We start from the raw sequence: 14,902 nt of genomic DNA, 5'->3' as shown, positions 1-14,902 counted from the left end.
TGTAACTTTGCGCCTTGGTCATTATACTAAATACGACTTCCAAAAACATTAATAATAAACATGTACATATATAACGTTACCATAAATATAGAAGAAACTATCCATGATGAATGGTTAGAGTGGATGAGAGAAGAGCATATACCTGATATGCTTTCTACAGGAAAATTTAGTAAAGCATTAATGACCAAAGTATTGGTAGAAGAAGAAATGGGAGGTATCACCTATTCTGTACAATATACGACAAGTAATAAAGAAACTTTACAAAAATACTATGATGAGGATGCGGATCGTCTTAGGTCAAAATCTAATCGTTTTACTGGTAAATTTGTAGCGTTTAGAACAGAGTTAGAAATTGTAAGTGAACGGAATGGGTAAACCAAAAAAAAATAAAAAATATAATTCTAATCCTAAATCTTCTTTCGAAAAAACTGCAGTAAAGGCAAAAAAACACCTAGGGCAACATTTTCTAAAGGATGAGAATATTGCCAAAAAGATTGGTGACACTCTTACTTTGCAAGGCTATAAAAATGTTGTTGAAATTGGCCCGGGAATGGGAGTTCTTACCAAATATATTCTTCAAAAAGATATCGATGTTATCGCTATGGATCTAGACAGGGAGTCTATCGAATATCTTAACACTAATTTTCATCTCGAGCATACAGAAGCATTAAGAGGAAATACTACATTTCGGGTAATAGAGGCAGATTTTCTGAAATATGACCTAAATCTGTTATTTACCAAAGAGCAATTTGCAATAACGGGTAATTTTCCATACAATATTTCTACACAAATTGTTTTTAAAACATTAGAAAACAAAGATCGAATTCCTGAATTTACGGGGATGTTTCAAAAAGAAGTTGCCCAACGTATTTGCGAAAAAGCGGGTAGTAAAGCCTACGGTATTCTTTCGGTGCTTACACAAGCTTTTTATGATGCCGAATATCTATTTACTGTTCCTCCCGATGTTTTTAATCCTCCTCCTAAGGTAGATAGTGGGGTATTGCGATTGATTAGAAAAAATGAATATTCTCTACCTTGTGATGAAAAATTATTTTTCAGAGTGGTCAAAACTGCTTTTGGACAACGTCGTAAAACCCTAAGAAATAGTCTTAAAACTTTTGAATTGAATGATGAGATCAAAACATTAGAAATCCTGACTAAACGTCCCGAACAATTGTCTGTTGAACAATTTATAGAATTAACGTTATTAATTGAAAAACAACAGGTTAAGTGATTTAACACACTCATAAAGCCCAATTAAATTCTTTGGTTATCTTTGTGGGCGTTTGTGAAGGGGATCACTAAATACTGAGTATATGCAATTTGAAGTTTCTAATGAGTTAATCGAACAGGTACGACGCCTTATCCGTGAAGAAGGTGATACTCGTCTGCGCGAAATGCTTAGTGAAATTCATTTTGCAGATGTTGCAGAAATCATTAGTGAACTTGGCTTATCTGAAGCTACCTACCTTATTAAATTATTAGATAGCGAAAAAACATCTGAAGCTCTTATGGAGCTCGAAGAAGATTTTCGTGAACGTATTCTGGAGAATCTTTCTGCAAAAGAAATTGCAGAAGAGTTAGAAGAAATGGATACTGATGATGCTGCTGATATTGTTGCCGAGCTTCCTGATGATCGTGCAGAAAAAGTAATTGCAGAGATAGAGGATGAAAAACGTGCAGAAGATATTAAAGAGCTTCTCACCTATGATGAAGATACTGCAGGTGGACTAATGGCAAAAGAGCTTGTAATGGTAAAAGAGACCTGGACCGTAGCTGGTTGTGTAAGAGAAATGCGGCGACAGGCAGAAAATGTTACTCGGGTACATTCTATTTACGTTGTAGATAAAGATGAAAAGTTAAAAGGCAGACTATCTCTTAAGGATTTACTTACTGCCTCTGCAAAAACTCATATTAGCGAAGTATATATCCCTAAAGTAGATTCTGTAGATGTAGATACCGAAGGAGAAGAAGTAGCTCGTATTATGCAAAAATATGATCTTGAAGCAATCCCTGTAGTAGACAAAGAAAATGTATTGGTTGGTCGAGTGACTATAGATGATATTGTAGATTTTATTAAGGATGAGGCTGAGAAAGATTATCAATTAGCTGCGGGTATTTCTCAAGATGTAGAAGCAGATGATAATGTATGGGAACTTACCAGAGCACGATTACCCTGGTTGATTTTAGGCCTTTTTGGAGGATTAGGAAGTGTATTCATCATGCAGGGCTTTGAAGGTGTAATGACCAATCCAAGAATTAGAGATTTATTTTTTTATACACCACTAATTGCTGCCATGGCAGGAAATGTTGGTGTTCAATCCTCTGCAATTATAGTACAAGGGTTGGCAAATAATGTAGTAAAAGGAAGTTTATTAAGTCGATTATTAAAAGAAGTGAGCCTTAGTTTAATTAATGGTTCTGCATTAGCACTACTTATTATTGTTTTTGGTTTTATTATGAAGTATGAACTCTCGTTTAGTTTAACAATAGCAGCAGCACTTATGAGTGTTATTATCGTAGCAGCGCTTATCGGTACTTTTGTTCCTATTATTCTGGATAAAAGAGGTATTGATCCTGCAATTGCTACAGGTCCCTTTATCACAACAAGTAATGATATTTTTGGGATCTTCTTATTCTTTTATATAGCAAAACTTATTTTAGGATTTTAGATCACAAATCTTCTTTCAAATTTTAAAATAGTTGTATTTTTAATCTACTCAACTCTCCTGTTCATGAAATCCGAAATTTTTGAATTGCATTTTACGGTTCCAAAATCAGCAATAGATGAGATGGATCATGTAAATAATGTAGTATATCTACAATGGGTACAAGATGTTGCTAAAAAGCATTGGGAATCCAGAACCAATGAAGATATTAGGAATACTTATGTTTGGGTAGTTCTTAATCATTATATAGAATATCATAGCCCTGCTTTTGAAAATGATGAAGTCACGCTACAAACCTGGATCGATAATTACAGAGGTGTTAGGAGTGAGCGTCATACTAAAATTATAAATACAATCACTCAAAAGGTATTAGTTTCTGCTAAGACAAGTTGGTGTTTTTTACACAAAGAAACACTAAGGCCGGCAAGGATCCCAGATGAAATCACTTCTCTGTTTCTTTAAATAATAAAGAGATACATTGTGTATTGCTTCTTGAAAAGAAAAACAACAATAATACAGCAGAAATAGGGCGTGAGTTCGATGTAACAAAATTTACATCAGTCAGAGTGATTTTCGATAGAAAATTGCACTTACATCGAGCTCAGGTTATAAGCAAAAGAGGATGTCTGATAAATCAAACACCCTCCCACGCCAAGTCAAGTTATAGTTGGTAATAAAAAATAATTTAATGTAGTGTTAATTACTTTTTTATGATTTTAGTCCGATCAGTAAGGGTTTTAACATCTAATTCGGGATTACCATATACATACACTATACTTTTTCCTTGTGCATAAAGCTCTAAATTTCTTTTAGCATATACATATACATCTGCAGAATTATAAGTATTTAGGTCTGTAGAAGAAGTTTTCATTTTTTTTGCCTTAAGTTTCGATGAATCTTTAACATCAAAAGAAGCATAATCTGTATCTCCATCCATATTTAATTCGGCAGCTTTGGTCATGGCAACTTTTATTTTATCTGTAATGACATATGCTTTAAAATCTGTTTTGCCATTCATAGTAATTGCTACATTTTTTGATTTGATTTTAATTTTCCCCTTCACTTTGTCATATAACGTAACTCTAACATCATCTGCTTTTACATCCAAATCCAAATAACTAGAATCATAGCCAGTGATAAATAATTTTTCAGAAAATAATTTTTTATCACTTTTTATTTTAGCATCATTTTTAAGTATAATATGCTCTATCTCTTTTACATTTAAACTAATTTCTAGTTTTCTACTTCTCACAATTCTATTGGTCGTATATATTTTTAATACACTATCTGTTACTTTAAACTGAACGATATCAATTAGGTTTTCATCAGTTTTTAGGTAATATCCATTTTGATCGTTTTGATTTAAAATTATTTCTAATTCGTCATCAATTTCGATAGTATTAAATGTTTCAGGAATATCTTTGGTAAGTTCTTTTATAATCCTGTTTCCTTTAATCTTTGGCTTTTTTTGTGCAAAAATGGATATACTAAGGGATAACAAAGCAACTATAAGTATTGATTTTTTTATTCTAAGGTCCATTTATTATGTGTTTAAGTGTCTTTATAATTAGGACACCGTTTTTTTAAAAAGTCACATTTGAATCCTTTAAAAAAATCTGAAGCTTTATTTTACTACCAAATATTCTTTAAGCAGTATCTTACTATGGCCATACATATCATCATACTTTTCACTTCTTATTTCTTTATTCTTTAGGGGCACATTGAGCCTTGTGAATAAGTTTAGAATCAGTTAAATTGAAATGATAAAAATGAAGGTTTTCTCTTTATTGTTTCACAATTTTAAACGTAGCTCCATGATCAATTGATACAAAGTAAATACCTTGTGGTAATTGCTCCATAGGTAATGTTACTTGTCTCGAAGTAATGCTATACACTCCAGAAGAAACCTGAGCCCCTAATGCATTATACATCGACACATTTATGGTTTGTAATTGGGTGTCGGGAAGAGTAAGCGTAATATCTCCCTTCGTTGGGTTGGGTGCAATACTTACCTGATCAAACAAGCTAACTTTGGTAGATAGTTTGCCTTCACAATCTACGTTTGAAGACACTTCTAACTCATCTCCATGTTGTACGTCTAGAGTGAAATTCTTCGTTGTATACTCTCCTACTATTTTGTTATTGACTTTTGCAATATAGGGTGCAGTGCCTGTGGTTACTTCAACATTTACTTTTGCAGTTCCTGCTTCTACAAGTAGCTCTGTTTTTCCTGTTAAGCTCTCTGCTTCTTCAATAACCATTTCAAAACATTGCTCACAACTAGCAAATCCTTCTATGGCAATACATACAGGATAAATACCTGGTGGCAGGTTATCTACTGCTAATGTAGAAGTAAAACTATACTCTACTCCATTAATTGTAGTTCTATAATCCAGTACTGTTTCTACGCTAATAGCAATGGTACCATTATTTTTATCAGCACATGTTTCACTGGTAGTTGTAATCGTAAAATTATTGGCTGATACATTGTTTAATGGGCAATTATCAACCACTTCGACAGTTCTGATTACTTCTTCTGCTATATTACCGGCATTATCTGTGGCATTGTATCGAATGGTGTATATGCCAACTGCATCTACAAAATCAGAAATATCAATTACCAAATTAGTTACTCCATCATCAACTGTAGCTCCTAACTCGGTGTACCCTGATCCTAATTCTATTACTTGAGGATTGTCTCCTAGTAAGGTAATTACGGGTGGAACACAATCTTCACTAAAACTAGCAATATCATCTTTTTTCCAACTGCTTAAATACGTAGCGGTAGGATTATCAACTTCAATACAGGTTAAGTTAGGATTGTATAGAACAAAGAAATTAGTGATTAAGTTATTATTTCCATTTCTAACATCTAAAGATTCTAATAAATTCTGGTGAACAGCAAGCTCTTCGAGTTGTATACATGATGTTACATCTAATGTTGTTAACGCATTTTTACCAGCATTAAGCTTTTTTAAATTTGGATTATTATCAAGTAATAAATTAGTTATAAAATTAGAGCGTAAGTTTATTTCTTCTAAAGCTAGATAGCCTGTAAAATCTAATAATGTAAAATCATTTTCTGCTGCATTAAGAACTTTCAAATTAACATTACTACTTAAATTTAATGTAGTTAAATCATTATAATCACAATTAAAAGATTCTAAAGACACAAAAGCTTCTATTCCTGTAAGGTCAGCGATATCTTGATGTTCAATATTTAATGTAGTGACTGTTTCTATTTTTGAGGTTGCTACCTGGTTGTCATTAGCTATTCCATTACCCATACTTAAAGCGTCTCCAATAGTAACTGCATTACCGTTGGCATCATGGGTTTCTAGATAGTTTTCGAAATTATCATCGGGTACATTGGTTAACTCACAATAATGTGCATAATTGGCTGTAGCATCTTTAGTCCAGAGATTAAAATTTCCGTTTACATCATCTACTTGAATACAGGTTAAATCTGGATTTCCAGAAGCATCAAACCAGGTAAAATTGGTATTATTTCCATTAGCAACATTTAAAGAAGTTAATTTGTTATTTGCAATTAATACCTGAACTAAATTTGGATACGATGATACATCTAATGTAGTAAACTCATTATCATTTAGTACAAGTACTCTTATTAAAGGGTTGTTAGATACATCAATGGTATTAATCCCTGTATCTGAAACATTGAAGGTGGTTAATTCTACCAGTGTAGAAATATCTACAGTTCCTAACGCAGAATTACCATTGATATACACTTCTTGTAACAATACATTAGTACTTACATCAAGTGCTGTTAATGAATTATCTACTAAGTTTACATGTGTTAACTTCGTGTTATTACTTATATCAACAGTTTCGACATTTGATCTACGACAAAGAAATATTTCTAACGATTCGAAATCTTCAATCCCGGTAAGGTCTGTAATATCATTATCTTGAATGATTAATGTGGTTTCATTTTCAATTAATGCTGTATAGACATAATCATCATTCGCAATACCGTTACCAAATCCTCTGGCCTCTAATAGCGCTTCAAAATTATCATTAGGAACATAGGTAAGGCGACAATACTCTGCAAAGTTTGCAGTGGCGTCTTTATTCCAACTAGCTAAATAGCTAGCAGTAGGATCATCTACCGTTATACAGCTTAAGTTTGGATTTCCTGTACTATACACATCATCAATATCAACTGTATTTCCGTTCTTAAAATTTAAAGAAGTTAATGCGTTGTTCTGACATTCTACATAATACAGATCTGGGCTGTTGCTAAAATCTAATGCAGTTATCGAAGTATTATTAATATAAACCTCGATAAGTTTTGTGTTATTACTTAGGTTTAAAGAAGTTAATGAGGTGTTATTATCCACTCCAATATCCTCAAGATTTACATTGCTAGATACGTCTAAAGAAGTAAGTGTGGGGGTATCTTCAATAAACAAATCAATTAGATTGGTAAGCATACCAACATCGATAGTGGTAAATTGATTTTTTCCACAACTAAGGTTTTCTAATAACACATTATTTTGAACATCTAGATTAGTTAAGTCATTATCTACACAACTTAAATATCTTAGTACAGTATTAGCACTGATATCTAGTGATATCAAATTATTACCTTGAATACGTAAATCTCGTAAGCCCTTGTTTGCACTTACATCAATAGAAGAAAGTTGGTTATTGATTATACGTAAGTTTTCTAATGATACATTAGAACTAACATCTATACTTGAAAGTTGATTCGTATTTAGTTCCAGTGTATTAAGAGCGGTTAATCCTGAAACATTAATACTGGTAAGTCCCATATTTGAACAAGCAGCTACAATTAAATTTATATTAGCGGTTAAATCTAGGTTGGAAACTGTATTTCCGAAAGCTCTTAGTTCTTCTAAACCAATAAATGCTTCTAATCCTGTAAGATCTGTAATCCCTTGATTAGAGATATTTAGGTTCTTTATGTTTAGAATTTTCTCTGTACCTACATAATCATCATTCGCAATCCCATTACCCATACTGGTTGGGTCTCCAAGTGTTACTACTCCTCCTATTGAATTATGTGTTTCCAGGTAAGTTTCAAAATTATCATCGGGCACATAGGTCGTATTACAAAAAGTACTGAAACTAGTTTGTACATCTTTTTTCGTAAAAGTGGTAGTAGCATAGGCTGGGTCATCTACAGCAACACAGGTAAGTCCTGGATTATTGGTGATATCAAAATCTCGATGGTCTAAATTTGTATTATTTCCATTTCTAATATTTAGATAGGTTAACTGATTTGAAAAACAAGATAGGTCTTCTAAGACCGTGTTTTTTGATACATCTAAACTTGCAATTTGATTATATTCTACATAGAGTTCGATTAATTTTACATTGTTGCTTACATCTAAACTTGTTAGTAGATTGTCATAAACTTGTAAATATTGTAGTTCTGGATTTTGAGAAACATCCAGGCTTGTGAGTTGGCTTTCTACACAATCTAAGCTTTCTAAAACAGTATTTTGTGTGACATCTAAACTGCCTAAAGGGTTCGTATAACAATATAAGTTTTTTAATACCGTGTTTTTAGTAACATCCAATCCATTAAGCTGATTTTGACTACAACCTAATGTTATTAAAACAATATTCTGAGAAACATCTAGGCTTGTAAGACTATTTCGCGCTACATGCAATTCTGTTAAAAGCGTGTTTTTAGATACATCAAGATCTGTAAGGCTATTTCTACTTATATTTAATGTTAGTAATGCGAGATTTTCTGAAACATCGATACTTGAGAGCCCATTATTGTAACAATTTAAATCTTGTAAAGCCACAAAATCTTCAATACCAGTTAAGTCGGCAATACCCAGATCAGTAATATTCAAAGAGGTAATGTTAGCAATTCTTGAAGTATATATCGTATTATCGTTAGCAATTCCGTTCCCCATGCTATTAGCATCGCCTAGGAGAACTGTATTTCCGGTGGCATCATGGGTTTCGAGGTAATTTTCAAAATTATCATCGGGCACATTGGTTTCGCTACAATCGAGACTAAAAACTGTAGTAGCATCTTTATCCCAACTACTTAAATAACTAGCAATTGGGTCATCAACTTGAATACAGTTTAGGGTTATATCATTTAATCTAGCATCAAAGTTAGTGATGTTAGCATTATTTCCATTTTGGATATTTATGCTGCTTAAATCACTCTCCCTAGCTGAAAAACTTGTTAAAGCTGCATTACTAGAAAGATCTACATCAAAACCAGACATATTATTCATTGTTAATACTTCTAGCAATGTATTAGCTGATAAATCGATACTTCTTAAACCTGTATCACTACAATTTAAAATCTCTAAATTGGTTAAAGCACTAAAATCTGTAATGTCTAAATTATAATTCTTAGAAAAATCTAATATTTCTAGCGTAGTAAAATCTGTAATATCAAGTACCGTTAGTTTATTATTACTTGCATTAAGTTCTGTAATTACAGTGTTTTCTCCTATCGTTAAGGTTATACAATTTGCATCATTTACAATTAACTTTTCTAAGTTAAGATTAGCCGAAACGTCTATAATTGAAACAAATACGTTATGACAATACAACTCTTTTAGGTTTGGTTGATTAGAAAGATCTAAGTCATTGAAATCGTTATTAGAACAATTAAATATTTCTAACGCTGTAAAATCTTCAATCCCAGTTAAATCCCCAACAGAGAAAAAAGAAATATTTAACGATGTAACTGTTGCAATTCTTGAAGTAAGCACATAGCCATCATCTACTTTACCATTTCCTAAACTAGAAGGGTTACCCACTGCCACTACATTTCCATTGGCATCATGATTTTCTAAATAGTACTCAAAATTAATATCCGGTACGCTAGTTACACTACAATCTAGATTAAAAGTCGTTGTACTATCCTTTTGCCAAGTGCTTAAATAACTAGCCGTAGGATCATCTACCTGAATACAACTAAATTGATTGAATCTCACATCAAATGAAGTAATATTGGAATTGTTTCCATTTTTTATATTTAGGCTGGTTAAATCGCTACTTTGAGCTGATAAACTAGTTAGTACTATATTATTAGAAAGATCTATGTCAAAACCAGATACAAAATCAATCTTTAGAGTTTCTAATAATGTATTACTGGATACATCTAAACTTCTTAAATCGGTGTTATTACAATTTAGGTGTACTAAATCGGTTGATGCACTAAAATCTGTAATTCTCAAATTGTAATTAGTATCACAATTTAAATCTGTTAAACTAGACAAATTACTTATATCTAAGTTCGTTAAATTATTATTCGACACATCTATTTCCTCTAAAGTACTGATGTTTCCAAGGTTTAAAGAAGTTGCTCCAGAACTCGCTAGGTTTAAGGTTTTCAACTTGATATTACTACTTACATCTACTGCAGTATAAAAATTGCCTGAAGCATCCAGCACTTCTAAATTTATATTGGCAGTAACATTTATACCACTCATTCCATTAGATGCACAATACAGTTCTTTTAAATTGATATTGTTGGAAAGGTCGAAATTACCAACACCATTAGTAGAAAAGTTTAGTATTTCTAAAGCCGTAAAGTCCTCAATCCCTGTAATATCTGAAATCATTTTAGAAGAGATATCTAAAGAAGTAACCGTAACAATTCTTGAAGTCGTTACTTGATTATCACCAGCAATTCCATTACCCATACTTGAAGCATCTCCAACAAAAACGGTATTACCATTTGCATCGTGAGTCTCTAGATAGCTCTCAAAATTATCATCAGGCACGTTGGTTTCTTGACCATACAGGAAACCATTAAGGCATACTAAAAAAACAAGGAGTAGTTTTTTAATCATACAAGGGGCTTTAAAAAGTTGCCATAGATTGTTCAGACTATGAGCATTCATTATTCTTGTGCAATGATACTATAATTCGCTGGTTTTAAGATAATTTTAACGGTGGCAAAAAGTGGCAATCTCTGGTTTTTAAGCAAATATACGTAGGGGTACGTAGAAAATTATCTAGACAATATTCTGAATAAATTTCTCTAATTCTTCTCCCGAAGAAAGCCCCATTTTTTTACGAATACGATACCTTGTAGATTTTACTGAATCTATTGAAGCATTACGAACAGTCATAATTTCTTTGATAGACAAATTTAATCGAAGTAATGCACACATATCACGCTCAGTTTTGGTTAGAGATGGATATAATTTTATGAGTTTGGTATCAAATCTCTGGTTTACCTCATCAATTTTAGATTGCAATCCCGATAATTTACTTTCTGTTGTGATCTGAACTTGTAACTCTGAAGTCATGATGTTAATAGCTTTTTGATTTTTTTCAGAAGCTTCTGGGGCTATTTCATTTTTTAATCGATCCAGTAATTCTTGTTTGAATTCCAGGCGCATACTATTATCTGCAATTAATCGCTTGGTCTCTTCCTCACTGGCTTTCACTTTGGCATCTAGCAATGCCTTTTGAGCCTTTTCTTTTTCAAGCTTTTCATTTAATATTCTAGCTCGATTTTGATAATTTCTACGAACCAATACCCCTATTATTATAGCACCTATGGCAGTTATAAGAAACAACACCATATACAACCATTTCTTTGAAGCTTCGGTTTCAGCTAATAAAGTTACTTCTCGTTTTTCTTGTGCAAATTTAAGACTATCTAAAGCGAGTTGTTGCTGATACTTATACCTGGATTCCAGATCAGCCATCTTTCGATAGTTTATCTCATTTTTACCTTTTTCTTGAAAAACATTAAACTGTTTATAGGATAAAAATGCATTTTTATAATCCCGAACATCTTCATAGCTTTTACTAAGTCCCAAGTAGCGCATATGTATAATTGCTTCATTTTTTTGCTTTTCAGACATTTCAATAGACCGCTTGTATGCTTTTATAGCCTCATATGGTTTTTTCAAGTTTCTATAGGTGAGCCCTAAAGCATAATACCCCGATTCTAATCCTATTTGATTATCATTTTTTTCGTGCATTATCATGGATTTCTCAAGATAAGGTATACTTTCTTTATACCTTTTTCGACGTCTTAAAAAATCTGCATAGTTCGCATTGGTCGTTGCTATTGCCCCACTATCACTAACAGAATCAGCAAGTTCTACAGCCCTAAGATGATGATCTTCTGCTTTTGCATACTCTTTTAGATTGAGAAACAAGGTACCATATCGACTTAAGGTTCTTATTTTTTCTTTTATGTTATTATATCTTTTACTTAATGCATATGCCGAATCCAAATTAACCTTAGTTTTTTCAAATTCTGATTGATATATCCAAAGCCAGGCGATTTGGGAATACGTATATGATAATGTAAAGGTTTCTCCCGCTATTTCTTTTAATTTCAGGCTCTCTTGAAGATATTCTAATGCTGCACCATACTTATTTTCTCTTCTTAAAAAATAGGCTAAACGCTCCAAAATAAGTGACTTTTTCAATAAAAAGCTTTTATTTTCTTTGTCCTTTTGTAAAAGCCGTGAGTCTAATATATCTAATGCATCTTCTAAATATTTCCTTGCCGATATGGGGTCAGTATTAATTATTTCTAATGCTTTGATATGTAATTTTTCGACCTGAAGACTATCTTCTTGTACTTTATTTGACTGAGAAAAGGTTTTGGTATAACACAGTATACTCTGTATTAATACAATACATAATATAACTTTGCTTTTAGAGAACAATTGAAAAACAAGAGATCTTAACTTCATTTGTAGACAGGTTGTTCTCAAAAATACGACAATAAATTCATTATCATTTTTAGTCAAAAAGTAAAAATCTACTTAATTAACAAACGCGTTTTGAAAGCATATTGAAACAAAAAGATTTATTCTATCACCATTTTTTTAGTATCGATTTTTCGACTTCCAACATATAAAGTATAAAAATACGTACCAGAAGCTAATCCATCGCTGTTGATATTTAACTCTCCATCTCCGCTTTGTTTAATAGCAACTGTAGAGACCAACTGTCCAATCGAATTACTAAATATAACAGAAGCATTGTTGATTCCATCTGGCAGATAATATTTGATAGATGACGTCTCGTTAAATGGATTTGGAATATTTTGATACAGTATAGGAAGATTTCCTTTATTAAGACTACCAACAGTATTATTCTCTAAAGCTTCTATACGATTGATCAAATCATCTATTTGCGTTTGCTGTGCGGTGATCTGAGATTGTTGATTTTCAATTTCGGTTTGTTGTGTTTGATTTTCATCCTGAAGTGGCGTTAATATAGCCGAAAGGTCTACGGTAACCGAACTTCCGTTTTGGATGGCAATCGTTAACTCATTATTTGTGAGTGTAGCTGAAGTAAGGCTTTGACTATCAGTTCCAGTTCCATCCTGCAATATTGAAAGATCGATACTATTCCCACCAGTAATACTTAGGCTTCCTGCACTAAAACTTAATGTTTGTGCATCAGTATTATCTAAATATACTGATAAATCTACTGTACTTCCATCATTAGTTAGACTCAAAGTATTCCCGGATAAATCCAGGTCCTGTTGATCTGTATTATCCAGGTAATTAGAAAGATCAATTGTATTGGTTCCACCAGAAAGACTAAGCGTATTTGTTGCTATTGAAAGTTCCTGACTATCGGTATTATCTAAATATTTTGATAAATCTACTGTTTTGGTAACTTCGGCATCGTCTAATAAGGATAGCTCTAGATCATTATCTGTTAATTGAAACACATCAATGGTTTGATTGTCAGTATCGGTATCTGTGTCTACCGTAGAATTTACCCATTGTGTCCCATCCCAAACAAATAATGCAGATAAATCAGTATCGTACACCATCATTCCGGCTTCGGTAGCTGCCAAAGGATTTCCACTTGCCGCGGTAGTTTCCATAGCTGTTCTTTGCGCTGTTGTCACTCGATTAACCAAAAAACCTTTATCAATATCGGCTAGTTCAAGGGATGCATTTTGATTGGGTGTGGCGGTTGCGATCCCAACACTTACCCTATCAGCAATAGTAACCCCACCAAAAACCATACTATTTGCACGGGTTACAGAAGCTCCAGTTCCTATCGCCATAGCATAATCTCCTGTTGCTCTGGCATTAGCACCAATCGCCATCGAATTATTATTGTTGGTAAAAGCATTTGCACCAAGTAACACATTGTTAGACCTATCTGTAGTACCATCAATTTTGGCTAAATACCCTATTACTACATTATCATTACTACCATCACTATCAAAACCTGCATCATAGCCCATTACTACATTATTTGCTCCTTCTTCATTTGAAGCTCCCGATTTCCATCCTACAAATGTATTATGGTTTGCATTACCTGTACCATTACTTACATTATTTCTTACACCCGATTCATATCCTATAAAAGTATTTCCATTAGCATGTTCATTACGCGCACCTGCTTTTGTACCTATAAATGTATTTTCGGCACCCGCACCATTATCATGGCCAGCACCAGAGCCAAAAAAAGCATTGAAATACCCTGTAGTGTTATCTTCTCCAGAGGCATTAAGAAAGGATTCTCCGGTGTCTCCTCCAACAAAAGTATTGCTATACCCCGTTGTATTACGCATCCCAACATTACTTCCTATAAAAATATTATCACTTGAAGTTGTGGTTTCGTTACCTGCAAAATTACCTATCATTATATTATCATCTCCTTCTGTTAAAAACTCTCCGGCTTGTTCTCCAATAATCACATTATCTCCTGCGGTTGTCATTGCTTTACCTGCCTCAGAACCAATTACAACATTATCACTACCTGTAGCATTTCTAGCTACATAATTACCGATAAATACATTATCAAAAGTACCTGACGTTTGATCCGCTGCAAAATTTCCAATAACAATGTTATCATTAACACCAGTATCTTCAAATAATGCCCCGGCCATCCCCCCTATTAACACATTACTGTAGGCAGAGGTTAAAGAAGCACCAGCACCAGGCCCTATAGAAAGATTCCAATCACCATTGGTAATAGTACCGCCAGTAGTATACGTTACCGTACCGTCATAAGGAAGAGGTGTACGATTAGATATTGATTGTGTTGGAGTAATAGCAGATCCTGTAGATTGGTTTCCAACCTGTGCAATTATGGTATTGAAAAATCCTAAAAATGCTACGACTGCGAAGGGTAATAGTTTTTTCATATTCTGAGGTTTATTATGTAAGGGAAATTTGTCGTATATCTAAAAAGTAAAAGACAAATATCTTCTTCACTATCAACTGAAAGATATGCGGACAAATTTATGAATCCCATTTTTA

8 protein-coding genes are annotated in these 14,902 nt (G+C 33.1%); 4 read left to right on the top strand and 4 right to left on the bottom strand.

Annotation, left to right across the window (positions count from 1 at the left end):
- The first annotated feature begins 60 nt into the window (after positions 1–60).
- The 4 genes from NNH57_RS19495 to NNH57_RS19480 all read left to right on the top strand — a co-directional run bounded on the left by NNH57_RS19495 (position 61) and on the right by NNH57_RS19480 (position 3,131).
- The gene (locus tag NNH57_RS19495; protein ID WP_074405486.1) at positions 61–375 is read left to right on the top strand and encodes a DUF4286 family protein; all 315 of its coding nucleotides are present in this window, start codon (positions 61–63) and stop codon (positions 373–375) included.
- Positions 368–1,234 carry a 16S rRNA (adenine(1518)-N(6)/adenine(1519)-N(6))-dimethyltransferase RsmA gene (rsmA, locus tag NNH57_RS19490; RefSeq protein ID WP_074405487.1) on the top strand — a complete coding sequence of 289 codons (867 nt, stop codon included), beginning with the start codon at positions 368–370 and terminating at the stop codon, positions 1,232–1,234. Before NNH57_RS19495 ends, rsmA begins: the two co-directional genes overlap by 8 nt.
- 82 nt (positions 1,235–1,316) lie before the next feature.
- Positions 1,317–2,672 carry a magnesium transporter gene (gene mgtE, locus NNH57_RS19485; RefSeq protein WP_074405488.1) on the top strand — a complete coding sequence of 452 codons (1,356 nt, stop codon included), beginning with the start codon at positions 1,317–1,319 and terminating at the stop codon, positions 2,670–2,672.
- 63 nt (positions 2,673–2,735) lie between these two features.
- The gene (locus tag NNH57_RS19480; RefSeq protein WP_074405489.1) at positions 2,736–3,131 is read left to right on the top strand and encodes an acyl-CoA thioesterase; all 396 of its coding nucleotides are present in this window, start codon (positions 2,736–2,738) and stop codon (positions 3,129–3,131) included.
- Between the two features lie 238 nt (positions 3,132–3,369).
- Here the strand turns inward: NNH57_RS19480 and NNH57_RS19475 are convergent, their stop codons facing one another.
- The 4 genes from NNH57_RS19475 to NNH57_RS19460 all read right to left on the bottom strand — a co-directional run bounded on the left by NNH57_RS19475 (position 3,370) and on the right by NNH57_RS19460 (position 14,787).
- Complete coding sequence (locus NNH57_RS19475; RefSeq protein ID WP_074405490.1) at positions 3,370–4,209, bottom strand: GIN domain-containing protein; 840 nt, start codon at positions 4,207–4,209, stop codon at positions 3,370–3,372.
- A gap of 244 nt (positions 4,210–4,453) precedes the next feature.
- Entirely contained in the window at positions 4,454–10,489 is a 6,036-nt protein-coding gene (locus tag NNH57_RS19470; protein WP_159099231.1) for an immunoglobulin-like domain-containing protein, read from the bottom strand.
- Between the two features lie 165 nt (positions 10,490–10,654).
- Positions 10,655–12,361: a tetratricopeptide repeat protein gene (locus NNH57_RS19465; protein ID WP_108808003.1), complete on the bottom strand. Its 1,707-nt coding sequence runs from the start codon at positions 12,359–12,361 to the stop codon at positions 10,655–10,657.
- A gap of 116 nt (positions 12,362–12,477) precedes the next feature.
- Positions 12,478–14,787 carry a beta strand repeat-containing protein gene (locus NNH57_RS19460; RefSeq protein WP_108808004.1) on the bottom strand — a complete coding sequence of 770 codons (2,310 nt, stop codon included), beginning with the start codon at positions 14,785–14,787 and terminating at the stop codon, positions 12,478–12,480.
- Positions 14,788–14,902: the final 115 nt, after the last annotated feature.

It is taken from the genome of Aquimarina spinulae (assembly GCF_943373825.1).
Lineage (GTDB): Bacteria > Bacteroidota > Bacteroidia > Flavobacteriales > Flavobacteriaceae > Aquimarina > Aquimarina spinulae.
The sequence above is the reverse complement of the archived record's forward strand: the minus strand, read 5'-3'. Positions and strand labels throughout refer to the sequence as shown.